The sequence below is a fragment of the Streptomyces sp. NPDC085900 genome, assembly GCF_044540925.1.
In the GTDB taxonomy this organism is placed as follows: domain Bacteria; phylum Actinomycetota; class Actinomycetes; order Streptomycetales; family Streptomycetaceae; genus Streptomyces; species Streptomyces gilvifuscus.
The window spans coordinates 137,410-160,951 of sequence record NZ_JBITSP010000009.1; the positions used below are offsets into that span (position 1 = coordinate 137,410).

General features: G+C 72.5%; 15 protein-coding genes. 7 read left to right on the forward strand and 8 right to left on the reverse strand.

All coding sequences use genetic code 11. The features are described from left to right. Window positions 1-89: 89 nt before the first annotated feature. From ACIGDI_RS29030 to ACIGDI_RS29045, 4 genes are all read left to right on the forward strand, one after another. Window positions 90-2,462: a glycoside hydrolase family 2 protein gene (locus tag ACIGDI_RS29030; protein ID WP_399902570.1), complete on the forward strand. Its 2,373-nt coding sequence runs from the start codon at window positions 90-92 to the stop codon at window positions 2,460-2,462. After that, window positions 2,459-3,487, forward strand: a complete 1,029-nt coding sequence (locus tag ACIGDI_RS29035; protein ID WP_399902573.1) for a LacI family DNA-binding transcriptional regulator — start codon at window positions 2,459-2,461, stop codon at window positions 3,485-3,487. The genes ACIGDI_RS29030 and ACIGDI_RS29035 overlap by 4 nt, the downstream gene beginning before the upstream one ends. 119 nt (window positions 3,488-3,606) lie before the next feature. Next, window positions 3,607-4,833, forward strand: a complete 1,227-nt coding sequence (locus tag ACIGDI_RS29040; protein WP_399902576.1) for a thiolase family protein — start codon at window positions 3,607-3,609, stop codon at window positions 4,831-4,833. Next, complete coding sequence (locus ACIGDI_RS29045; RefSeq protein ID WP_399902579.1) at window positions 4,830-6,956, forward strand: 3-hydroxyacyl-CoA dehydrogenase NAD-binding domain-containing protein; 2,127 nt, start codon at window positions 4,830-4,832, stop codon at window positions 6,954-6,956. Before ACIGDI_RS29040 ends, ACIGDI_RS29045 begins: the two co-directional genes overlap by 4 nt. A gap of 67 nt (window positions 6,957-7,023) precedes the next feature. Here ACIGDI_RS29045 and ACIGDI_RS29050 read toward each other — a convergent pair whose 3' ends face one another. The 5 genes from ACIGDI_RS29050 to ACIGDI_RS29070 are packed head-to-tail and all read right to left on the reverse strand — an operon-like array spanning window position 7,024 to window position 16,149. Then, a complete protein-coding gene (locus ACIGDI_RS29050; protein WP_399902581.1) occupies window positions 7,024-8,991 on the reverse strand; it encodes a hypothetical protein in 1,968 nt (655 codons plus the stop codon). Between the two features lie 32 nt (window positions 8,992-9,023). After that, window positions 9,024-11,120 carry a glycosyltransferase family 4 protein gene (locus tag ACIGDI_RS29055; RefSeq protein WP_399902584.1) on the reverse strand — a complete coding sequence of 699 codons (2,097 nt, stop codon included), beginning with the start codon at window positions 11,118-11,120 and terminating at the stop codon, window positions 9,024-9,026. After that, window positions 11,117-12,892, reverse strand: coding sequence for a stealth family protein (locus tag ACIGDI_RS29060; RefSeq protein ID WP_399902587.1), 1,776 nt, complete (start codon window positions 12,890-12,892; stop codon window positions 11,117-11,119). Before ACIGDI_RS29060 ends, ACIGDI_RS29055 begins: the two co-directional genes overlap by 4 nt. After that, entirely contained in the window at window positions 12,889-14,511 is a 1,623-nt protein-coding gene (locus ACIGDI_RS29065; RefSeq protein ID WP_399902589.1) for a sugar phosphotransferase, read from the reverse strand. Before ACIGDI_RS29065 ends, ACIGDI_RS29060 begins: the two co-directional genes overlap by 4 nt. Window positions 14,512-14,526: 15 nt before the next feature. Then, on the reverse strand, window positions 14,527-16,149 hold the full coding sequence (locus tag ACIGDI_RS29070; RefSeq protein WP_399902591.1) for a stealth family protein: 1,623 nt from the start codon (window positions 16,147-16,149) through the stop codon (window positions 14,527-14,529). A gap of 377 nt (window positions 16,150-16,526) precedes the next feature. On the opposite strand from ACIGDI_RS29070, the gene ACIGDI_RS29075 reads away from it, so the two are divergent. Next, window positions 16,527-17,645, forward strand: a complete 1,119-nt coding sequence (locus ACIGDI_RS29075) for an LCP family protein (RefSeq protein WP_399902594.1) — start codon at window positions 16,527-16,529, stop codon at window positions 17,643-17,645. 608 nt (window positions 17,646-18,253) lie between these two features. Here ACIGDI_RS29075 and ACIGDI_RS29080 read toward each other — a convergent pair. Together ACIGDI_RS29080 and ACIGDI_RS29085 are read right to left on the reverse strand one after the other, a co-directional pair. Continuing rightward, a complete protein-coding gene (locus ACIGDI_RS29080; protein ID WP_399902597.1) occupies window positions 18,254-19,384 on the reverse strand; it encodes a hypothetical protein in 1,131 nt (376 codons plus the stop codon). A gap of 176 nt (window positions 19,385-19,560) precedes the next feature. Continuing rightward, entirely contained in the window at window positions 19,561-20,577 is a 1,017-nt protein-coding gene (locus ACIGDI_RS29085; RefSeq protein WP_399902599.1) for a hypothetical protein, read from the reverse strand. A gap of 143 nt (window positions 20,578-20,720) precedes the next feature. Here ACIGDI_RS29085 and ACIGDI_RS29090 point away from each other — a divergent pair, with 143 nt between their 5' ends. Both ACIGDI_RS29090 and ACIGDI_RS29095 read left to right on the forward strand, forming a co-directional pair. Continuing rightward, window positions 20,721-21,611, forward strand: coding sequence for an NAD(P)-dependent oxidoreductase (locus ACIGDI_RS29090; protein WP_399902602.1), 891 nt, complete (start codon window positions 20,721-20,723; stop codon window positions 21,609-21,611). A gap of 36 nt (window positions 21,612-21,647) precedes the next feature. Further along, window positions 21,648-22,019, forward strand: coding sequence for an NTP pyrophosphohydrolase (locus tag ACIGDI_RS29095; protein WP_399902604.1), 372 nt, complete (start codon window positions 21,648-21,650; stop codon window positions 22,017-22,019). Here ACIGDI_RS29095 and ACIGDI_RS29100 read toward each other — a convergent pair. Then, window positions 22,009-23,514: an amino acid permease gene (locus ACIGDI_RS29100; protein WP_399902607.1), complete on the reverse strand. Its 1,506-nt coding sequence runs from the start codon at window positions 23,512-23,514 to the stop codon at window positions 22,009-22,011. The genes ACIGDI_RS29095 and ACIGDI_RS29100 overlap by 11 nt on opposite strands. Window positions 23,515-23,542 lie beyond the last annotated feature (28 nt).

Genomic DNA, 23,542 nt, shown 5'->3' on the forward strand with positions numbered 1-23,542 from the left:
CAACGTTTTCTTAACCGGTAAAGTCTGTATTCCGCCAAGGCTGTCGAAAGCTTTTCGCTGACTGGACTGAAACGGTTTAGGGAGTGTGCATGCTGGAGGCGACACCGCTCACCGAGGGATGGGTCCTGCGGCACGAAGGGGAGGGACTTCCGGCAGCGGTGCCGGGCTGTGTGCACACCGACCTGCTGGCGGCCGGGGTGATCCCGGACCCCTTTCTCGGTGCGAACGAGACCGAGGTGGCGTGGGTCGCGCGGCGGGAGTGGACGTACGAGACCGAGCTGCGGGGCGGGGCGGAGGGCCACGAGCAGACCGACCTGGTCTTCGACGGGCTCGACACGGTCGCCGAGGTGACGGTCGACGGGCAGGTGCTGGGCCGGACCCGGAACATGCACCGCTCCTACCGCTTCGACGTCACCGGGCTTCAGGGGCGGCTGTCGGTGCGGTTCGTCTCCGCCTACGCCGAGGCGGAGGCGGTGCGCGGGCGGGTGGGCGAGCGGCCGGCCGCCTATCCGGAGCCGTACCAGTACGTGCGCAAGATGGCCTGCTCGTTCGGCTGGGACTGGGGTCCCACGCTGGTGACGGCCGGAATCTGGCGGCCGGTGCGGCTGGAGTCCTGGTCCACCGCCCGGATCGCCCGGGTGCGGCCCCTGGTGACGGTCGAGGACGGCGTGGGCGTGGTGGAGCTGCACGTCGAGGTCGAGCGCAGCCGGGTGGAGGCGCCGCTAGCCGTGGAGGCGACGGTCGGCGGGGCCCGGGTGCGCGGGGAGATCGAGGGGACGGCGGGGGTCGTCCGGCTCCGGGTGCCGGACGCGCGACTGTGGTGGCCGCGCGGGTACGGTGAACAGCCGCTGTACGACATCGAGTTGACGCTCGTGCACGACAGGGACGCGCTGGACGTGTGGCGGCGCCGGGTCGGCTTCCGGACCGTGCGGCTGGACACGTCCGCGGATGCGCACGGCACCCGCTTCACCCTGGTCGTCAACGGCGAGCGGCTCTTCGCGCGCGGCGTGAACTGGATCCCGGACGACGTCTTCCCCTCACGCGTGACGCGGGAGCGCTACCGGGAGCGGCTCGGGCAGGCCGCCCGCGCCGAGGTGGACCTGGTGCGGATCTGGGGCGGCGGAATCTACGAAAGCGGGGACTTCTACGATGCCTGCGACGAACTGGGGCTGCTGGTCTGGCAGGACTTCCCGTTCGCCTGCGCCGCCTACCCGGAGGAGCAGCCGCTGCGGGGCGAGGTGGAGGCCGAGGCGCGGGAGAACGTCGTACGGCTGATGCCGCATCCGTCGCTGGTGCTGTGGAACGGCAACAACGAGAACCTGTGGGGGTTCCGGGACTGGGGATGGGAGGCGCGGCTCGCCGGGGACTCCTGGGGCGAGGGCTACTACCTGGGCGTACTGCCGCGTGTGGTGGCCGAGCTGGATCCGACCCGGCCCTATACGGCGGGCAGTCCCTGGTCGGGGTCGTGGGAGCGGCACCCGAACGATCCGGCGCACGGCACGCACCACTCCTGGGAGGTGTGGAACCGGGCGGACTACGGCGAGTACCGGCGTGAAGTGCCGCGGTTCGTGGCGGAGTTCGGCTGGCAGGCGCCGCCCGCGTACGCCACGCTGCGGCGGGCGCTGCCGGGCGAGGAACTCGCCCCGGACTCCCCCGGCATGCTGCACCACCAGAAGGCCGACGACGGCAACGGCAAGCTGGAGCGGGGGCTGGCCCGGCATTTCGCCCTGCCGAAGGGGGACTTCGACCGCTGGCACTATCTGACTCAGGTCAACCAGGCGCGCGCGGTGGCCGCCGGGATCGAGCACTGGCGGTCGCACTGGCCGCAGTGCGCGGGCACGGTCGTGTGGCAGCTCAACGACTGCTGGCCGGTGACGAGTTGGGCCGCGATCGACGGGGACGGCCGGGAGAAGCCGCTCTACCACGAGTTGCGGCGGCTGTACGCGGACCGGTTGCTGACGGTGCAGGCGCGGGAGCCCGGACTGGTGCTGGCCGCCGTCAACCAGGCCGGGCGGGCGTGGACGGGCACGGTGACGCTGCGCCGGATGTCCGTCCAGGGCACGGTGGTCGCCGAGGCGGGCGTGGAGTTCCGGGCGGAGCGGCGCGCCGTCGCCCGCGTGGCGGTGCCGCGGGAGCTGGAGCCGGCCGGGCCGAAGGAGTTCCTGGTGGCCGACGCGGACGGACTGCGGGCGCTGTGGTTCCCGGTGCCGGACCGTGAAATGGCCTACCCGCGACCGGAGTTCGACGTGGCGGTGGCACCGGGCGCGGTGCGGGTGACGGCCCGCACCCTCGTACGGGATCTGCTGCTGCAGGCCGACCGGCTGCGGCCGGAGGCTCGCGCCGACCGGGGGCTGATCACGCTGCTGCCCGGGGAGCGGGTGACCATCGGGGTCAGCGGCTGGGAGAATCCCGACCCGGACGCCGCCCGCGCCGCCCTGTACTGCCTGGAGCCGACCGCATGACGACCTCGCGCGTCACCATCAAGGACGTCGCCGCGCGTGCCGGTGTGTCCAAGGGGGCGGTGTCGCTCGCCTTCAACCACAAGCCGGGTCTGTCGGAGTCGACCCGGGACCGGATCTTCGAGGCGGCCCGGGAGCTGGGGTGGGCGCCGAACTCGACCGCGCGCACGCTGGCGGGGTCCCGGGTGGACGTCGTGGGGCTGGCGATCTGCCGGCCCGCGCGGCTGCTGGGGCTGGAGCCCTTCTACATGGAGTTCGTCTCCGGGGTGGAGAGCGTGCTGACCGAGCGGTCCTGCTCGCTGCTGCTGCGGCTGGTGCGGAACGTGGAGGAGGAGGTCGGGCTGCTGGATTCGTGGTGGCGGGGGCGGCAGGTCGGCGGCTCGATCCTGGTCGACTTCCGGCTCGACGACCCCCGCGTGGCCTCGGCGGAGCGGCTGGGGATGCCGGTGGTGGCGGTCGGGCATCCGTCGCTCACCGGTTCGCTGACGTCGGTGTGGACCGACGACGCGACCGCCGTCACGGAGGCGGTGCGGTATCTCGCGGCGCTCGGGCACCGGCGGATCGCGCGGGTGGGGGGCGCGGCGGCGCTCGGGCACACGGCGACCCGGACGGCCGCGTTCGACGAGGCGGCGCGGGCCCTGGAACTCGCGGGGGCCTGGCAGGTCACCACGGACTACTCGGGGGAGTCGGGGGCGCGGGCCACCCGTTCGCTGCTGACGGCCGCCGCTCCCGACCGGCCCACGGCGATCGTCTACGACAACGACATCATGGCGGTGGCCGGGCTGTCGGTGGCGGCGGAGATGGGGCTGAGCGTGCCGGCGGACGTCTCGCTGCTGGCGTGGGACGACTCCCAGCTGTGCCGGCTCACCCATCCGACGCTCTCCGCCATGAGCCATGACGTGCACGGATTCGGGGCGGACGTGGCGCGTACGCTGTTCGGCGTGATCACCGGGAAGGGACCCGGGTCGCATCCGGTGCCCACTCCGGTCCTCACTCCCCGGGGGTCGACCGCCCCTCCGCGGATGTGACCTTCGCCGCTGTGTCCGTCAGGGGTGTGCAGTTACGTTACCCGCAAGTAGCATGGGCCTGAGCGCGCGCTCAGCGCGGTCGCAGCAGTGCAGATCCCGCACCCTGGAGGAGAGCCATCGTGCCTCGTACCGTCAGGGACGTCGTCTTCGTAGACGGCGTCCGTACCCCGTTCGGCAAGGCGGGCCCGAAGGGCATCTACCACGAGACCCGTGCCGACGACCTCGTCGTGAAGGCGATCCGGGAGCTGCTGCGCCGCAACCCCGGTCTCGACCCGAAGAAGATCGACGAGGTGGCGATCGCCGCGACCACGCAGATCGGTGACCAGGGCCTCACCATCGGCCGCACGGCGGGCATCCTCGCCGGTCTGCCGCAGTCGGTACCCGGCTACTCCATCGACCGCATGTGCGCGGGCGCGCTGACCGCCGTGACCACGGTCGCCGGTTCGGTCGCCTTCGGTGCCTACGACATCGCCATCGCCGGTGGTGTCGAGCACATGGGCCGCCACCCCATGGGCGAGGGCGTGGACCCCAACCCGCGGTTCGTGAGCGAGAAGCTGGTCGACGAGTCCGCCCTGTTCATGGGCATGACCGCCGAGAACCTGCACGACCGCTACCCGCAGATCACCAAGCAGCGCGCCGACGAGTACGCCGTGCGCTCCCAGGAGAAGGCCGCCAAGGCGTACGCCAACGGCAAGATCCAGGCAGACCTGGTCCCGATCTCGGTGCGCCGCACGAACCCGGAGGCCGGTGAGACCGGCTGGGGCCTGGTCACCGCCGACGAGCCGATGCGCCCGGGCACGACCCTGGAGAACCTCTCCGGACTCAAGACCCCGTTCCGCGTCCACGGCCGGGTCACCGCCGGTAACGCGGCCGGTCTGAACGACGGCGCCACCGCCTCGCTGATCGCCTCCGAGGAGTTCGCCCGCGAGAACGACCTCCCGGTGAAGATGCGCCTCGTCGCGTACTCCTTCGCGGGTGTCGAGCCGGAGGTCATGGGCTACGGCCCGATCCCGGCCACCGAGAAGGCCCTCGCCCAGGCGGGTCTGTCGATCTCCGACATCGGCCTGTTCGAGATCAACGAGGCCTTCGCCGTCCAGGTCCTGGCCTTCCTCGACCACTACGGCATCGCCGACGACGACGAGCGCGTCAACCAGTACGGCGGCGCCATCGCCTTCGGTCACCCGCTGGCCTCCTCCGGTGTGCGTCTGATGACGCAGCTGGCCCGCCAGTTCGAGGAGCAGCCCGAGGTCCGCTACGGCCTGACGACCATGTGCGTCGGCTTCGGCATGGGCGCGACGGTCATCTGGGAGAACCCGAACCACAAGGACGCCGGAGGCAGCAAGTGAGCACCACTGAGCTCTTGAAGGGTGCGGCCGAGCTGTTCCCGGACGAGGTAGTCACCCAGGCGCACGTACGCCACCTGGACCTGCCGTTCAACGCGGGGCGCTTCGCGCTCATCACGCTGGACAACGGCTTCGACCACACCAAGCCGACCACCTTCGGCCCGGCCTCGCTGGCGAACCTCAACACCGCCATCGACCAGGTCGAGAAGGAGGCCGCGGCCGGCGAGATCGTCGGCGTCGGCATCACCGGCAAGCCGTTCATCTTCGCCGTCGGCGCCGACCTCAAGGGCGTCGAGCTGCTCAAGGAGCACAAGGACGCGCTGGCCATCGGCAAGGGCGGCCACGAGGTCTTCAAGCGCCTCGGCGGCCTCGCGGTGCCGACCTTCGCCTACTACAACGGCGCCGCGATGGGCGGTGGCGTCGAGGTCGGTCTGCACTGCAAGTACCGCACGGTGTCCGCGGCCCTGCCCGCCTTCTCGCTCCCCGAGGTCTTCCTCGGCCTGGTCCCCGGCTGGGGCGGCTGCACCCTGCTGCCGAACCTGATCGGCGCCGACAAGGCCGTCTCGGTGATCATCGAGAACTCGCTCAACCAGAACAAGCAGCTCAAGGGCGTCCAGGTCTACGAACTGGGCATCGCCGACGCGCTGTTCGAGGGCGCGGACTTCCTGGAGCAGTCGCTGCTGTGGACGGCGTCCGTCCTCAAGGGCGAGATCGTCGTCGAGCGCCCGGTCATCGACCGCGGTGAGGCCTGGGACCAGGCCGTCGCCAAGGGCCGCTTCATCGCGGACTCCAAGGTGCACGGCGCCGCCCCGGCCGCCTACCGCGCCCTGGACATCATCGCCGCCGCCAAGAACGGCGACCTGCAGCAGGGCTACGACGCCGAGGACCAGGCGCTCGCCGACCTGATCATGGGCGGCGAACTGCGGTCCGGCATCTACGCGTTCAACCTGGTGCAGAAGCGCGGCAAGCGTCCCGCCGGCGCCCCGGACAAGAGCCTGGCCCGCCCGGTCACCAAGGTCGGCGTGGTCGGCGCGGGCCTGATGGCCTCGCAGCTGGCGCTGCTCTTCCTGCGCCGCCTGGAGGTGCCGGTCGTGCTGACCGACATCGACCAGGAGCGCGTCGACAAGGGTGTGGGCTACGTCCACGCCGAGATCGACAAGCTGCTCGGCAAGGGCCGTATCAACCAGGACAAGGCCAACCGCCTCAAGGCGCTGGTGACCGGTGTGCTGGACAAGGCCGAGGGCTTCGCGGACGCCGACTTCATCATCGAGGCCGTCTTCGAGGAGATCGGCGTCAAGCAGCAGGTGTTCGCGGAGGTCGAGGCGGTCGCCCCGGCGCACGCGATCCTCGCCACCAACACCTCCTCGCTGTCGGTGACCGAGATGGCGTCGAAGCTGAAGAACCCCGAGCGGGTCGTCGGCTTCCACTTCTTCAACCCCGTCGCGATCCTCCCGCTGCTGGAGATCGTCCGCGGCGAGCAGACCGACGACGCGTCGCTGGCGACCGCGTTCGCCGTGGCCAAGAAGCTGAAGAAGACCGCGGTCCTGGTCAAGGACGCCCCGGCGTTCGTCGTCAACCGCATCCTCACCCGCTTCATGGGCGAGATCCAGAACGTCATCGACGAGGGCACCCCGGTCGCCGTCGCCGAGAAGGCGGTGGAGCCCCTGGGCCTGCCGATGTCCCCGCTGGTCCTCCTGGAGCTGGTCGGTCCCGCGATCGGCCTGCACGTCTCGGAGACCCTCAACCGGGCCTTCCCGGACCGCTTCACGGTCTCCCCGAACCTCGCGGCCGTCGTCAAGGCGGGCAAGCGCGGCTTCTACGTCTACGACTCCGGCAAGCCGGAGCTGGACCCGGAGGTCGCCGCGCTGCTCAAGCAGGGCGACTCCGTCCTGACCGAGGAGCAGGTCCGCGAGCGCGTCCTGGACGCCGTCGCCCAGGAGATCGGGCTCATGCTCGACGAGGGCGTCGTCGCCGAGGCCCAGGACATCGACCTCTGCCTGATCACGGGCGCCGGCTGGCCCTTCCACCTGGGCGGCATCACGCCGTACCTGGACCGCGAGGGTGTCTCCGAACGTGTGAACGGCAAGAAGTTCCTGGCTCCGGGCGTGGCGTCGGTTCCGGCGTAACACCCGAGGGCAACTGAAGAGGGCCTCCGCCGCCGGGCGGAGGCCCTCTCTCTTTTCGTGGGTTCTCCTACGACAGCCACGGCCCCAGCGGGCTGCCCGCGGCCGGGGACAACTGGCGCCGGACGTGCAGCCGGCCGTCGGTGCCGAGGACCGTGACGACCACGGCGCCCGTCGCGTCGTAGGCCATCGCCGGTGCGCTCGCGAACATCTCGCCCGACTCGTGCCAGTGGGTGCCGGAGACGTCCTTGTCCCGGTCGGGCATCGAGGTGACGAGCCGGCCCCGGCTGCCCCGGTGGGCGAGGAACGCCTCGCGGGCGCCGCGCTCCGGTGCCCACAGGGCGGCCACGGCACCGGTGCCACCGTGGCCCCCGAGGCCCGCCCCGGAACCGGGCCAACGACCGTCGGCGTGCTGGCGGTAGGCCATCACCTGCTGGGTGCCGGCCTCGCGGAAGTACAGGCAGGTGCGGCCGCCGCCGGAGTCGACGGCGGTGATGCCGCCGGTGGCGGGGCGGCCCGTGCGCAGGGTGTCGTCGAGGACGAAGGGGCCGCCGGGTTCGGGCTGGTGCCAGCGCCACACGGAGTTCTTGCCGGGCACGTACAACTCGACGGTCCCACGCTCGGTGACCAGGGCAGAGCCCGTGTCCTGGACGAACCGGCCGCCGAGGTTCTCCCACGGCAGCCAGGTGCCGTCGGCCTCCCGACGGCGGCAGGCGACGCCCTGGTCGAAGTCGCGGACGAAGACGTACAGCCGCCCGCCCCCGTCCACCGCTGCCGAGGGCACGCCCAGTTCCCGCTGGCGGCGGCCGTCGCCGTGCGCCCAGTCGGGGTTCTCCAGGGTCTGCCAGCCGCTGAAGCCGTTGCCGCCGGGGTCCTGCGCGGTGTGCACGACGTCCACCGTGACCCCGCCGCCGACGACGTTCTGGCGGCGCAGGCCGACCAGTTCTGCCGGGCCGCCGGGCAGGCCCGTCACCGCGAGCGTCGGCGCGATCCAGCCGTCACCGAGCACGTAGGGGCCCTTCCACTCGCCGCTCGCCGGCCCGGTCTCGGTCCAGAAGGCGAGCCGTCCCGCCAGCACGGCGAAGGCGTTGAGCCGCCCGCCCGGGCCGAGCCGCAGCCAGTTCGTGGCCGGCGAGTAGCGGTAGGCGGCGCTCATCATGTGGGTGCTGCGGTACGGGTTGGGTCCGAGCTGGCGGTCGCCGCAGGTCTGGCAGGTGCCGTGCGGACAGACCGTCGGCGCGTCGACACCGGCGTACGTCGCCAGGTACTCGCCCTTCTCGCCCACCGCGGCCGAGTCGAGGTTGAAGCCCCAGAAACGGTTGGCGTAGCCGCGGTAGTGCTCCACCACCGGACTGTGGCCGGCCTCCCGGTGCCGGGCGAGGGCGGCGAGCGCGAACTGGGTGACCGTCGCGTGGTCGACGTGGTCGGAGCAGACGAACTCCTCGCGCCCGCCGTCGTGTTCGGGGTCGGGGTCCATGGTGCGCACCAGCGTGGGGCGGACATGGCCGAGGAGCGCCGTCAGCGCCTCGATCAGCTGCTCGCGGGTGATGTGCTGGGCCTCGCCGACGGTGCAGCCGTGCACCGGCAGCGTGGCCTGGGTGCGCAGCGCGCCCTCCCACAGGTGGTGCAGCCGGGTGCGGGTGCCTCGCTCGGTGGGGGCGCCCATGTGCAGCTGGAGGAAGTACAGGCACACGTCGTCGTGGCCGACGAGGGTGAACCGTTCGGCGGCGAACCCGGGGACCAGGTCGACCGGTTCGCGCCGCCACGGCCGGTCGCGGTCGCCGGTGGCCATCCGCGCGTACGCGGAGCGCAGGCCGCAGCCGCGCTCGGTGCTGTAGCGGGCGAAGTCGGGTGCCACGGCGGCGCGTTGGGGCTCGTTGGTGTCGACGTTGATGCCGTCGGCCTCGCCCGCGGTGACGACCACCGTGGTGATCCGGTCGCCGTCCTGCAGGGAGCGCACCAGGTCGGGGTTCATGAAGTACAGGTCGTCGTCCTGGTGGGCGACGATGTGCAGGATGGAGCGGGTGGATTCGGTCATCGGCCCTCCTCGGCCGTCGGGGTGGGCAGGGCTCACCGGTCGACCACGTTCATGGCCATGGCACCGGAGGCCGAGCAGTAGGGCCGCACCCACACCGGGCGCGCCGGGTGGACCACGGCGTACGGCGAGGGCTCGTCGCCGACGAGTGGGACGGACGGGTGGACATAGGCGGCCTTGACGTCGGCGAAGTCCTCCAGCAGGTGGCAGATGCGCACCTTTCGGCGGTCGAACGGGTCGGGCTGCAGCCACCAGTCCCAGTCCTCCCAGCGCTCCAGGCGGTGGTCGACGACATGGCGCAGCGGCGCCTCGGCGCGGAACGCCTGCCGGCCGAGGACCTCGACGGGCACGGAGAAGGTCCGCGTGTGGTGGCCGCGGCGGCTGACGACGAACAGCGCGCCGGGCTCGATGCGGCGTCCGCCGGTCAGCACGCCCCTCAGGGTGATCGCGCCGTCGGCTGCCTCGACCCGGGTGCACTCGGCGTGCTCCTCGCGCAGGACGGTGCGCAGCATCAGGCGCCCGTTGGGCTGGGCGTAGGGCAGGTTCCAGCCGATCGGTCCGGCCGGGGGGCGGCCGACCGTGCGGGCGCGGGCGTCGATGAGGGCGCGGGTGTCGCGGACGCCGGCCTTCATGTGGACGGGCGAGGACTTGGCGGCGCTCATCGTCACCTGCCAGCGCCCGTCGCCGAGTTCGTCGAGCGCGGACGGGGTCAGCACGGCGGTGTAGCGGGTGCCGCCGTTCTCCAGGTCCTTGCGGGAGGTGCGCAGCGGCAGGTCGGGGCGGGGGTCGCCGTCGGCCGGCTTGTGGCGCAGCACGAACTGCCAGCGGCGGCGGCCCTCGCCGGGCCCGTCGGCGCTGAAGCGCAGCCAGCCCGCGTCGTCGGCGGTGACGTCGACGGTGGCCGTGCCCAGGGAGACGGGGGGCACCGTGAGGTGCCGGACGCCGGTGCGGCGAGTGGCCGCCGGAGCCCGGTAGCCGCGCTCGGTGGCGGCGCGGCGGCGGGCGGCGTCCTCGAACACCTCGACGTAGCGGTCGGCGACGGCTGCGGGGTCGTAGCGGGTGGCGTTGCGCAGGGCGGCGGCGCCCATGGCGCGGCGCAGGGGTTCGTCGGCCATCAGGCGGCGCAGGCCGTGGGCGATGCCGTCGACGTCGCCGTTGGGCACCAGGAAGCCGTCCTCGCCGTCCCGCAGGATCTCGCGCGGGCCGACGGGGCAGTCGGTGGAGACCACGGGCAGTCCGCAGCGCATCGCCTCGACCAGGGTCATGCCGAAGGACTCCGCGCTCGACGTCACGGCCGCGATGGAGCCCTTGGCCCACTCGGACTCGATGGGTGAGAAGCCGCCCATCAGCAATGCCCGCCCGGCCAGGCCGAGTTCGGAGATCAGGGCGCGCAGCTTGCCGGCCTCGCCGCCGTCGCCGTAGATCCGCAGCTGCCAGTCGGGGAACTCCTCGGCCAGCGTGCCGAAGGCCCGGACGAGGAGGTCGTAGCGCTTGATGTGGTGCATGCGGCCGGCGCTGACGACGACCTTGCGCGAGCAGTCGGAGGGCTCGACGGAGGGCCGGGGCACGCTGTTGGGGATGCCCGTCACGGGGACGCCGGGGACGGGCGTGTTCTCCGTGAAGGAGCCGGCGTCGGCCTCGGTGACCGTGGTGATGGCGTCCAGCCGAGGGTAGACGCGGGCCATCTCGGCGCGCACGGCCGGCGGGATGGCCAGGTGGGTCATGTGCTCCTGGGCGACGCGCAGGGCGCCGTCCCGGGTGTGCGCGGCGACGAAGAGGTTGAGGCTGGGCCGGGTGCCGACGACGACGTCGGCGGTGGTCCTCTGCAGTTCGCGGATGATGCGGCCGTCGGTGAACCTGCTGTACTGCGCGTAGAACTCCTCCTGGCGCGGCACGACTTCGCTGGGTTCGCCGCTGCCGGCCGCGGTGCGGTCGGCGGAGCCGGGGCGCAGGTCGACGAGGGCGCGCACACCGACGCGCGGGGAGATCCCGAACTTCGGGGCGGCGGCCCGCCGGAACACCGAGACGATCTCCACCTCGTGGTGGACGGAGAGGGCCTCGGCGAGGTTGATGACCGTGCGGTTGGTGCCGCCGATGCCGTAGATGTTGTTGATCAGGAAGGAGATCCTCACCGGACCTCACGCTCCTTCCGCTCGTCCTTTCGCTCGAAGGGGGACGGCACGGGGTAGTAGGACTTCAGGAACCGGCTGAGCATCGCCGTCTGGCGGTCGACGTCGTGGCCGTCGGAGAGCGTGTCGTTGATGCAGAACGCCTGCCGGTCGCGCCGGGCCAGCAGGATGCCGAGGCGGCGCTGGATCTCGGGTCGGGCGAGGTCGAGGTAGGCGAAGGCGATGTTCGAGGGCACGGCCCGGCCGGTGAAGTAGGCGTAGTAGTGGTACAGCGACGACGGGATGGAGATGTCGCCGGCGCTGCGGAACCGGCTGTGCGAGGTGCGCCGGTGCTCCTCGGCGAACTCGCGCTCGATCTCCGCCAGCACGCTGCGCCGCAGCGCGTAGGGCGCGTGCCGCAGCTTCTGCACGATGGCGGTGCCGAAGTGGTCCTGCAGCAGCCGCCGGTTGTTCTTGCCGGCCGCGTCGACCGGCCGGTCCACGGGGGTCGGGGCCCAACGGGGCACCTGGGAGGGGGAGAAGAAGGTGCGGGTCATGCCGTTGGAGAGGAAGAAGTCCTGGGGCGTGACGGGGCTGCCGAGGAACATGTCGTCGTTGAAGTACAGGAAGTGCTCGGACAGGCCCTTGATGTGGTGCAGACGGCTCTCGATGGCGTGCGAGTTGAACGTGGGCAGCGCCGCCGGGTCGTCGAAGATCTCCGAGTGGTCGACGACCGTGAGACGCGGGTGGCCGTCGTTGAGCCAGGCCGGGCGCTGACGGTCCGTCACCAGGAAGACATGGCGCACCCATGGGGCGTTCTGCTCCAACGCGCGCAGGGAGTAGCGCAGTTCGTCGCGGCTGATGTAGCGGGCGGCGTTCGCGGACTCGGAGTGGTAGCCGCCCTCGCCGAAGGCGCCGCGGCGCCGCTGCCACTGGGGGTCGCTGCCGTCGACCCAGGTGTAGACGACGTCGACGGGGAAGCGGACGTCCTCGGGCAGCGGGTCGGCACAGGGCCGGATGGTGCGCACCGAGCGGGTACGGCGGGTGTGCAGGGCGGCGAAACCGGTGAGCCGGCTGACGGGAACGGTGACCCGGGGCTCGTCGAGGGCGACGTCCTCGGTGACCCGGTTGGGGCGCGGCGCGAGCAGGCGTCCGTCCTCGGGCCGCCAGAACTCGATGTCGCAGCCGTGCTCCAGGCCGAGGACCAGCGAGGCGGCCGGGTCGCTCCACACCATGCCGACCCGCAGGACGGCGGACTGCCGGGCCAGCCGCAGTCCGGGACGGGAACCGGCCGGCACGGTGCGGCCCTGCGCGGCCTCGCCCCGGCAGGCCCGCAGATAGACGGGGCCGCGCTCGGCGCACCGCCGGAGCACCCGGCCGACGAGGTCGCGGTCGGCCTCGGCGACGGCCAGGCAGGAGCGGAAGTCGGAGGTCCCGCGCACCGCGAAGTAGTCGACGCCCGCCTCTTCCAGGGCGGTGACGACGAGTTCGAGGTTGGCCTCGCGCAGACCGAGCGGTGACACCGTCGGCCGTACCAGCGCGACCCGCGCGCCGTGTCCGGCGAGCGCGACCAGCCGCTCGCCCGCGCCGGACAGGTGCGGCCAGCGGCGTCTGGCCCGGGCGCCGCGGATCATCCGGGCGCCCAGGTTCACGGTGTGCAGCCGGCGCAGCAGCTGCTTGAGCGCCATGCGCAGCCGGAGCGGAACACGGCGTGCGATACGGCGTCTGAGGCCGGCGGGAACCAGGGTGCGGTACACGCCGACCGCTGCGGAGGCCTCTGGGTTGCCCATACTCACGGCTGGTTGTCCGCCTCGTCTGCGTCAGTGGTCCGGCCGCCCTCGAAGATGCTCGGGACGGGGTAGTACCGGTGCAGCCACGCCACCGCGACCCTGGTGCCGCCGCGGGCACGGGCCTCATCGGTGCCGAGGCCGAACAGCTGGATCTGCTGGGTGTCCCGGCGCACCAGGAGCCGCTCCAGACGGGTGGCGATGCCGGGCATCGCCGCGTGCAGCGCCACCCAGGCCTCGCCGGAGGGATCGGCCAGGCCGGTGGTGTGCCCGAAGTGATGGGCCACGCCGTCCAGCGGGTGGGTGCCGGGCACGCCGGGCAGCAGCTGCGGGTCGTCGAGCGGCAGCGGCGCCGCGCCGGCCGCGGCCAGCCGGGCCAGGGTCTCGGTGCGGTACGGCTGCGGGCCGTGCGCGTAGCCGTGCGCGGCCACCCGGCTGGTGGCCGAGTAGGCGGCGCGGGTCCACGGGGCGAAGGACTCCCGGGCGTTCCACGTGCCGCGCCGGGGGCGGGTCGTGCCGCTGGGGGTGAAGTAGTCGAAGGGGCGCACCGGGCGGCCGAGCAGGGCGCCGGGCCGCAGCAGCAGGAAGTGCTCGGCGACATCGGGCAGCCGGTGCAGGTGCCACTCGGATCCGGGCCGGGCGCGGACCACGGTGAGCCGGTCGTCCGGCGTGAGCCAGGCCGGCGGCTCGGCCTCGGCGACCACGTGGACGACGTCCACCCAGGGCGCGTACTGGTGCAGGGAGCGCAGCGCGGCGCGCAGCAGTTCCTCGCCCCAGGCGGTGGCGTGCTGCCACAGCAGCACGGCGTCGACGGGGAAGGTGATCTCCTCCAGCCGGGGGACGTCGAAGGTCTCCAGCGTGATCGTCGGCTCCAGGTCGCCGTCGATGTCGCTGTAGCCGGACAGCCGCTCCAGGCCGATCTCGATGCCCTGCGCGTCGCTGGGCACCGCGCGCTGGACGCGGTTGGGGCGCGGCCCGATCAGCCGTTCGGCGGCCAGGTCCGTGTTGGCGGTCCAGAACTCGATCTCGATGCCCTGGTCCTCGCCCACCCAGAGGTTCTCGGTGGGTTCGGTGCGCAGCCAGGTGAGCCGGACGACCTTCGCCTTGCCGTAGTGCTTCCACGCCTTGACGTGGCTGCCCGGGATCCGGCCGGTGTCGTTCTGGGCGGGCGACACGGAGACGACGTATCCCGTGTGCTCCTCCAGCAACGCGCGTAGCACCCGGCGGACGGCGCCCTTGTCCTTGTGGTCGACGGCCAGGCAGATACGGCGGTCGTCGAGCGCGGGCACCGCGAACCAGGGGATCTCGGCCGCGTCGAGGGCCTGGGTCACCAGGTCGTGGTCGAGCCGGCGGGCCAGGTCGGCGCTGAGGCCGGTGTGCACATGGCCGACCCTGCCGTCGGGTGTCTGCGTCCGGCGCTCGGAGCCGCCGAGCCCCGCCCTGCGCACCCGGCGCAGGGCACGCCGGTGCAGCCGGGCCTCGCGGCGGCTGAGGGTGCGGGCGAGGCGGCGTTTGACCTTGCGCCGTACTCCCACCGGGAGGGTGGTCGCGGCGGCGGAACGGACGGGCTGGGGGACGAGGCGTTTGTAGACGTTGACCGCGGAGCTCATGGACGTCGGGTCCGGCACGTCATGAACTCCGTTTCATCGTTCGTACGGGCTGGGGGTGGGGAAGTACGCGTTGAGGAAGCCGTCCAGGAGCTCCTGCTGGGCCTCGATGTCCTCCGGTGTGGAGAAGGCGTCGTTGAGGCAGAAGGTGTCCTGGTCCCGGCCGTCGAGCAGCCGTTGCAGGCGGTCCGCCAGGTCCGGCACGGCCAGCTGGAGGTAGGTGAAGGGCATCGAGCCCGGTTGCGCCCGGCCGGTCAGCGCCGCGTAGTACAGCGCGAACGACGAGGTCGGCGACAGGTCGGTCATGGCGCGGAAGCGGCTGGCGGCGGTGCGTGCCCAGGCCTCGGGGAAGTCCCGTTCGGCCTCCTCCATGGCGGAGCGGCGCAGGGCGTACGGGATGTGCTCCATGGGCTGGGTGATCACTCTGCCGAAACGATTCATCAATAGCGCCCGGTTGTTCTTGCACGCGGCGTCCACCGGAGTGTCGGTCTCCACCACCGGCCCCTGCGGGATGCGGTTGCGCGAGGGGAAGTAGCGGGCCGTGCCGCTGGGCGTGAAGAACGCGTGCGGGGCCACCGGGCGGCCGACGAACATGTCGTCGTTGAAGTACAGGAAGTGCTCCGCCAGGCCCTCGATGCGGTGCAGCTGCGACTCGATGGCGTGCGAGTTGAACACCGGCAGCACCGACCGGTCGCGGAAGATCTCCCGGTGCGTGGCGATGCGCAGTCCCGGCACGTCCTCGCGCAGCCAGGCGGGGACCTGGTCGTCGGTGACGACGTAGACGTTGCGGATCCACGGCGCGAACAGGTGCAGCGAGCGGATCGAGTAGCGCAGTTCGTCGCGGCTGATGAAGCGGGCGTCGCTCGCCGACTCGGCGTGGTAGACCTCGCCCTTCGCCTGCGCCTTGCGCCGCTGCCAGGCCGGGTCGTTGCCGTCGACCCAGGTGTAGACGGCGTCGACCGGGAAGGCGATGTCGTCCGCGCAGTTCACCAGGAACTCGGGCCGGGTGGCGAGGGCCGGCGCCAGGCGCTGCGGGGTCCAGTCCGATACGAACCGACTGAACAGTCTGGCGGCGCCGAGCACGTTCGGGGCGTCGGCGGCGACCGCCCAGGTGGCGCGGTTGGCGCGCGGCGCGAGGAGGTAGGAGCCGTCGCGCTGCCAGAACTCGATCGCGCAGCCGTACTCGTGCCCGAGCAGCAGATGGCGCTCCGGGTCGGTGCGGTACCAGCTGATCCGCAGGATCCGGGCGGCGGAGACCTCGCGCCAGGCCTTCGGGTCGCGGGTGGAGACGGGCCGGGCCGGCCGGGGCGCGTCCGGGTCGATCACGCTGAGGTGCCCCGGGAACTGGCCGAGTCCTCGGAAGACCACGCTCAGCACCCGCTCGCGGTCCTCCTCGGCGACGCCGACCACCGTGCCGTGGTCGTCGGTGCCGCGGACGGCGAAGTGGGCGACGCCGGCGGTGTCCAGCAGCGCGGTGAGAGCCGAGCGGTTGGCCTCGCGGGCCGAGAGCGGGGTCAGTCCGGGTTCGACGTAGACGTCGCCGTGTTCCGCGGTGACCGTCGTGGGCCCCGCCTGGGCGGACCGCCGTACGGCGCCGTCCCCCGCATTCCCCGCGGGGCCCGACGACCGCCGCAGAGCCTGATCGAATACGGCCGTCACGCCGCTCGCCCCCCACGGGCCGACGCACGCACCAGCACAGCCACCCCTCCCCGTCTCCTCACCCGGCAGGACCGAGGTGAGTACCAGGTGGCCGCTCGCCCTCGTGCCCCCCGGCTCGATGTGCGACCACGTAAGGCGATGGCAAAAGGCCGCCGCCGGTTCATACCGAATATTTAACCTTCACAGGACCGGCACATCATCAGCAAGCGCTCACACTGCTGTCAAGAACAGACAGAAATGACAGAAAACACATACAACCCTTGCGTCTCATTGAACGTCTGATGACCGGTGGGCGACTGCCCGCCGCCGCAGACTGGCTCGGTCTCTCCCCCCACGCATGCCCTGAGCCACTGGTCGAGGAGAGAGGACCGACGCACATGACGCACGCCCTGACGGAGACGGGCCCGGAGGGATCACGGCGCGCGCCGTCGGGCCGCCGGGGCAGGACGCCGAGGAAGCGCCGCCGCGTGTGGCGCTGGATCGCGCTGAGCCTGGTCCTGCTCCTGGTGGCCGCCGGAGGCGTCGGCTACTGGCTGTACAGCGATCTGAACGGCAACATCAAGGGCGTCGACCTGGACAAGGCGATCGGCGACGACCGGCCCGAGAAGCTGCCCACGTCCGGGCAGAACCTGCTGGTCCTCGGCTCCGACTCGCGCGCGGGCGCCAACGGGAAGCTGAGCGGGGACACCGCGGCCGGGGCCCGCTCCGACACCGCGCTGGTGATCCACATACCCGAGGGCCGCCGCCAGGCCGTCGCCGTGAGCATCCCGCGCGACACCCTGGTGACGCGGCCCGCGTGCACGGCCAAGGACGGCTCGGCGCTGCCGTCGGCGAAGCGCGTGATGTTCAACTCGGTGTACTCGCTGGCCGGGCCCGCGTGCGTGGTCAAGACCGTGGAGCGGATGTCGGGCGTCCGCATGGACCACTTCGTCGAGATCGACTTCGCCGGCTTCAAGGGGCTGGTCGACGCGATCGGCGGGGTGACCGTCACGGTCGACCGGGACATCCACGACCACAACAGCGGCCTGGACATCACCGCGGGCACCCACAAGCTCGACGGCACCCAGTCGCTGCAGTTCGTCCGCACCCGGCACGGCGTCGGCGACGGCAGCGACCTGGGCCGCATCGGTCTGCAGCAGCAGTTCCTGATCGACCTGCTGAGCGAGATCAAGAAGCAGGACCTCCTCGGCAGCCCGACGAAGTCCTACCGGATCGCCGACAAGCTCACCGAGTCCCTCACCACCGATTCGGGCCTGGCGTCCCTCACCAAGCTCGCCGAGTTCGGCCGCAGCATGAACGGCATCGACCCCTCCACGATGGAGACGATCATGCTTCCGGTGCGGTACGACACCCAGGACCCCAACCGCGTGATCGCCGCCCAGCCCCAGGCCGGGCAGTTGTGGCAGGCCCTGCGCAAGGACGAGGAGATCCCGGCCTCCGCGAAGAAGTCACCGGCCACGGGGGGCTCGACGAGGACGGGGGCGTCGACGTCCTGAGGGGCGGGCCTGACTTCGGGCGGGCAAGGGGGTGCCCGGAGGCAGAGCGGCTCTGACTTCGGGCCGGCGAAGGGGTGCCCGGAGGCGGACGGGCGTGGAGGGTGCTCGGTGTCCCCCCGGGCGCGGGGCTCTTCAGTGATGGCCGCGCTGGCGTTGGCCCGGCGTCCCGGGGGCGCTGGCCGGAGGCGGACGGGCGAGGGGGTGCCCGGGGTCCCGACGGCGCCCGTCGGAGGCGGACGGGATGGTGCCGGCCCGGGGTCCCGGGGCCCCGGGGCGCTCGCCGGAGGCGACGGGCCAGGGCATGCCCGGGGGCCCGGGCGGGGCACGCTTCAGCGGTGGCCGCAATGGCGCCGGTCCGGAGTCCCTGGTGGCACTCGCCGGAGGCGGACGGACGACGGCTGCCCAGTGTCCCGGGGGGGCCGTCAGATGGCGGACGGGCCAGGGGTGCTCGGTGTCCCTGGGGCCCCGCCAGAGGGCGGACGGGTCAGGGGTGCTCGGTGGCCGAGCCGCTCGCCGAGGCGGACGGGATGGTGCCCGGCCGGTGCCCCGGCGAACGCTCGCCGTAGGCCGACGAACCAGGATTGCCCAGTGCCCCGGGCAGGGGTTCGTCAGAGGCGGATCGATGGGTTCAGGTTCAGGCCGGGGGCGTCCGACTGGCGGGCTATGTGCAGGGCACCGCCCGGGGCCAGCGCGGCGAGGACGACGCGGCCGTGGGCGTCCTGGGCGAGGGCCGGGGCGCCGACGCAGTGCTCACCCGTCGGCGACCACCACAGGCCGCCCTGTTCGTTCTCGGTGCCGCACACGGCGAGCATGACCTGGCCGTCCATGTCGCGGTGGGCGAGCACCGTGCAGTCGTAGCCGTCCAGTGCCGCGCGCAGCGTCGCGACGGGGCTGCCCGCCGGGGCGCCGCCCAGCGGGATCAGCCAGCCGCCCGGCCGGTGGGCGACGAGTCCGCCGGTGTCCCGGTCGGCCCAGTAGAAGGTCGCCCGGTCCGGGGCGGTCTCCAGCGCCGCCGCCGTACCGGGGGCCACCCGCAGCGCGATGTTCGGCTCCTGCCGGAAGTCGCCGTCGGGCTCAGCCTGCCGCCACCACATGGCATCGCGCTCGCCGCCGGCCAGCACCTCGATCCGCCCGGAGCCGTGGGCGACCACGGCGAGCCCGTCCTGCACCCCGCTGCCCTTGAGGTCGGCCCAGGGCTCCCACTTGCCGGTCGGCGCCTCGCGCCGCAGCATCAGCCCGCGGCCCGCGTTGCGCACGAGGACGTGCACGCGGCCCGACGCGCTCACGGCGCCCACCGGGACGCCGAAGCGGGCGGCCTTCTCCCGGTCCTGGTGCGGGTTGCCCAGCGACCGCCACTCGGTGACCGGACGTCCGGTCTGGTACTGGATGGCGTGCACGATGTCGACGGCGGCGGGCCCGTCGCCCTTGCGCCGCTCGCGCCGGCCCAGGAAGTGGACGTAGGCGTCCGGCCCCTGGACCACCGACAGATGCGTGAGATCCGGCACCGGGAAGAACTCGGGCCCGGTCCACTGCGGGCCGCCCGGGTGGGTCTCGGTCCAGCGCAGCAGTCCGCCGCGGGCGCGGGCGTACGCGGTGAGCCTGCCGTCCTTGCCGAGCAGCAGCCAGCGGCCGTCCACGGTCGCCTCGGCCGCGTGCCGCTCGCCCCGCCCGTGCTCGTGCACGACGACGCGGTCCGCGCCTCTGCGTCGGGCGGCGCCGCGCCCGGATCCGGTCCGCATGACGTGGCCCGCCCCTTCCCTGACGCCCGGCGCGGCCGAGGTGCCGAACCCCCGGGCACCTGCTGCACGGGGGAGGCCGAGCGCGCCCATCATAAGTCGAACATTTGACGAACACAGCGTGACGACGGCGTGCCCACCTGGGCCGGAGGCGACGGCGACGCCAGCCTCCTCCTCCGTCACACCTCCCGCCACGCCTCCAGCGCCAGCCCCGGCTCGTCCTTGCGGCGGGTGAGGAGGAGTCGGCCGGTCGACGGGGACGACGTGGCCGCCACCACCCGGTCGTCCTCGTCCACCGCGAGGGAGACCCCGGCGTCCGACGGGAGGGAGGGGCCGGACTCGGCCCACCAGGCGCCGGCCGACTCCTGCTCGGTCGGGTAGGCGGCGAAGGCGACCCGGCCGCTCGCCGAGCGCTGGGCGAGCAACGTGCAGTCGTAGCCGTCGAGTTCGCAGCGCACGGCGGAGACCGGGCCGGGCCCGGCGGAGGGCAGCAGGGCGACCGGTTTGGCGCCGGGCCGCCACGCGCACAGGTCGCCCGACTCGTCGGTGTAGAAGAGGGTGGTGCTCTCGGCGGAGGTGGCGAGCGCGTACAGCGTGCCCGCGCGGACCGGTGCCTCGATCGCCTCCTCCAGGACGGGCTGCGCGCCGGGCTCCTCCTGACGCCAGTGCAGGACCCCGCCGGACACGGCCGCGAAGAGCTCCACGCGCCCCGACTCCCCCGTCGCCGCCGCCAACTCGTCCTGCACGTCACGCCCCTTGAGGTCCCGCCAGGGGTCCCAGCCGCCCTTCTCCTTCTGCGCGACCATGCTCACCCCGCCGCCCCCGTTGCGGACGAAGACATGGGCGCGGCCCTGGGCGTCGACCGCGACGGCGGGCATGCCGGTCAACGGCCCCTTCTTGTCGGGGTGCCCGATCGGGTTCCAGTCCAGGGCGGCGAGCCGGGGCCGGAAGTGGGTGGAATGCACGAGCCCGCTCTCACCCGCCGTCGTGGGCCGCCAGGAGACGAGGTGCGCGTAGGAGTCGCCGCCCTGACCGATCGCCAGGGACGGCCGCAGCTTCTGTTCGCCGCCGACCTTGCGCACGGGCGTCCAGGTGCCGCCGGGGGCCCGTTCCGCCCGGCACAGGACGGCGTCGTCCGTCGGAAGGTAGACACTGAGCCGGCCGTCACGGCCGCGCAGGAGCCAGTCGCCGTTCACCAGTTCACTTTAAGCGGGCCGCTACGACGACCCTCGATCGGGCCCCGCGTGGCACGTGGCGCCGACGGGCACGTCCGGGCGTGGAGGGGGCAGGCTGTACCTCGGCAACCGCAAACGACAGACGTGAGAAGGAAGCCGACCTCATGACCGACCAACTCACCGTGAGCGTCCTCGGCACGGGCATCATGGGCGCCGCCATGGCCCGCAACCTCGCCCGCGCCGGGCACACCGTCCGCGCCTGGAACCGAACCCGCGCCAAGGCCGAGCCGCTCGCCGCCGACGGCGCGCACATCGCCGACACGCCCGCCGAGGCCGTGGAGGGCGCCGATGTCGTCCTCACCATGCTGTACGACGGCCCGGCCGCCCTGGACGTGATGCGCGAGGCGGCCCCCGCGCTGCGCTCCGGCGCCGCCTGGGTGCAGTCGACCACCGCCGGCATCGAGGCCATCGGCGAACTGGCCGCCTTCGCCGCCGAGCACGGGCTGGTCTTCTACGACGCCCCGGTGCTCGGCACCCGCCAGCCCGCCGAGGCCGGACAGCTGACGGTGCTGGCCGCCGGCCCGGCCGCGGGACGGGCGGTCGTGGAGCCGGTGTTCGACGCGGTCGGCGCCCGCACCGTGTGGACCGGCGAGGACGGGGCGGCCGGCACCGCCACACGGCTGAAGCTGGTCGCCAACAGCTGGGTGCTCGCCGCCACCGCGGCGGCCGGCGAGGTCCTCGCCCTGTCGCAGGCCCTCGACGTCGACCCGGCGCGGTTCTTCGACCTCATCGCGGGCGGCCCGCTGGACATGGGCTATCTGAAGGCGAAGGCGGGGATGATCCTGGAGAACCGCCTCTCCCCCGCCCAGTTCGCGGTGACCACGGCCGCCAAGGACGCCCGCCTCATCGTGGCGGCCGGCCGGGAGAACGGGGCCCGCCTGGACGTGGCCGCCGCGAGCGCCGAGCGTTTCGAACGGGCGGCCGCGCAGGGGCACGGCGACGAGGACATGGCCGCCGCGTACTTCGCCAGCTTCGACGACAAGCGGGCGGACTGAGCGGGCCCTTTCCCCCGACTGTGCGAACCTGGCCGCATGAGTGACAGCGACCCCCTGCTCGTGATCGTCGACGCCGCGAACGTCGTCGGGTCGGTGCCCGACGGATGGTGGCGGGACCGGCGGGGGGCCGCCGAACGACTGCGCGACCGATTGGCGGCGGACGGGCTCCCCGGGCACGCCGGGCCGGTGGAGATCGTGCTGGTGGTGGAGGGGGCGGCCCGGGGGGTGGAGTCCGTCCCCGGGGTCCGCGTGGAGGCGGCCCCGGGGAGCGGGGACGACCGGATCGTGGAACTGGTGGCGTCGGCAAGCGGCCGCGCCGTCCTGGTGGTCACGGCGGACCGGGAACTGCGGCGGCGGGTGCGGGAGTTGGGCGCCGAGGTCGCCGGTCCCCGGACGGTCAGGCCCTGACGTCAGGGGTGTCGGCCGACTGCTCCTGGTGAGCGAGACGGCTGTGCGTACGCCCGTAGAAGAAGTACACGGCGAACCCGATGACCATCCAGATGGCGAACCGCAGCCAGGTCTCGGCCGGCAGGTTCAGCATCAGCCACAGCGAGGCCAGCACCGACACGATCGGCAGCACCGGGACCCACGGGGTGCGGAAGGAACGCTCCAGGTCGGGGCGGGTGTTGCGCAGGATGATCACGCTGATCGCGACGACGATGAAGGCGAAGAGCGTGCCGATGTTCACCAGTTCGGCGAGTTCGCTCAGGCTGGTGAAGCCGGCGACGATCGCGATGATCACGCCGAGCAGGATCGTGGGCCGGTAGGGCGTGCGGAACTTCGGGTGGGTGTGGGAGAAGAACCGGGGCAGCAGGCCGTCGCGGCTCATCGCGAAGAACACCCGGGACTGGCCGAGCAGCAGGATCATGCAGACCGTGGTCAGGCCGATCGCGGCGCCGAAGCTGATCAGGCCCGCGAACCAGGGGTGCCCGGTGGCCTTGAAGGCGTCGGCGAGCGGGGCGTCCACGGACAGCTTGCTGTACTTCTGCATGCCGGTCACCACGATCGACACGGCGACGTACAGCGCGGTGCAGATGATCAGGGAGCCGATGATGCCGCGCGGCACGTCCCGCTGCGGGTTGCGGGTCTCCTCGGCGGCGGTGGCGACGACGTCGAAGCCGATGAAGGCGAAGAAGACCACGGACGCGGCGGTGAAGATGCCCATCACGCCGAAGTTGGAGGGCGCCCAGCCGAACATCAGCTGGATCAGCGGGGCCTTGAGGTTCCCGCCCGCCTCCACCGACTGCGCCTTGGGGATGAACGGGTCGTAGTTGCCGCTCTTGATGAAGAAGGCGCCCGCGATGATGACGACCAGGACGACGGCGACCTTGATGGCGACGACGACCGAGGTGACGCGCGCGGAGAGCTTCATGCCGACGACGAGGATGGCGGTGAGCAGCAGGACCAGGGCGGCGGCGAGGATGTCGAAGCCGAACCCGGAGGCGCCGTCGCGGCCGCTGAGCGCCTCGGGCAGATGCCAGCCTGCGTTGTCCAGCAGGGAGTGGATGTAGCCGGACCAGCCGACGGCGACCACCGCCGTGCCGAGCGCGAGTTCCAGCACCAGGTCCCAGCCGATGATCCAGGCGGGCAGTTCGCCCAGGGAGGCGTAGGAGAAGGTGTACGCGGAGCCCGCCACGGGGACCGTGGAGGCGAACTCGGCGTAGCACAGGGCGGCGAGCGCGCAGACGACGCCGGCGACGACGAAGGACAGGGAGACGGCCGGGCCGGCGGTGTTCTTGGCGGCCGTGCCGGTCAGGACGAAGATGCCGGTGCCGATGATGACGCCGACGCCGAAGACCGTCAGGTCGAGCGCGGACAGGGATTTCTTGAGCGCGTGCTCCGGTTCCTCGGTGTCCTGGATGGACCGCTCGACGTTCTTCGTCCTGAAGAGGGTGCTGCTCACGGCGTACCTCCCACGCTTTCTCGTCCTC

Coding starts and splice junctions, on each gene's coding strand:
- ACIGDI_RS29030 (WP_399902570.1), top strand. CDS start 90: ATGCTGGAGGCGACACCGCTCACCGAGGGATGGGTCCTGCGGCACGAA.
- ACIGDI_RS29035 (WP_399902573.1), top strand. CDS start 2,459: ATGACGACCTCGCGCGTCACCATCAAGGACGTCGCCGCGCGTGCCGGT.
- ACIGDI_RS29050 (WP_399902581.1), bottom strand. CDS start 8,991: ATGACCGAATCCACCCGCTCCATCCTGCACATCGTCGCCCACCAGGAC.
- ACIGDI_RS29075 (WP_399902594.1), top strand. CDS start 16,527: ATGACGCACGCCCTGACGGAGACGGGCCCGGAGGGATCACGGCGCGCG.
- ACIGDI_RS29080 (WP_399902597.1), bottom strand. CDS start 19,384: ATGCGGACCGGATCCGGGCGCGGCGCCGCCCGACGCAGAGGCGCGGAC.
- ACIGDI_RS29090 (WP_399902602.1), top strand. CDS start 20,721: ATGACCGACCAACTCACCGTGAGCGTCCTCGGCACGGGCATCATGGGC.
- ACIGDI_RS29095 (WP_399902604.1), top strand. CDS start 21,648: ATGAGTGACAGCGACCCCCTGCTCGTGATCGTCGACGCCGCGAACGTC.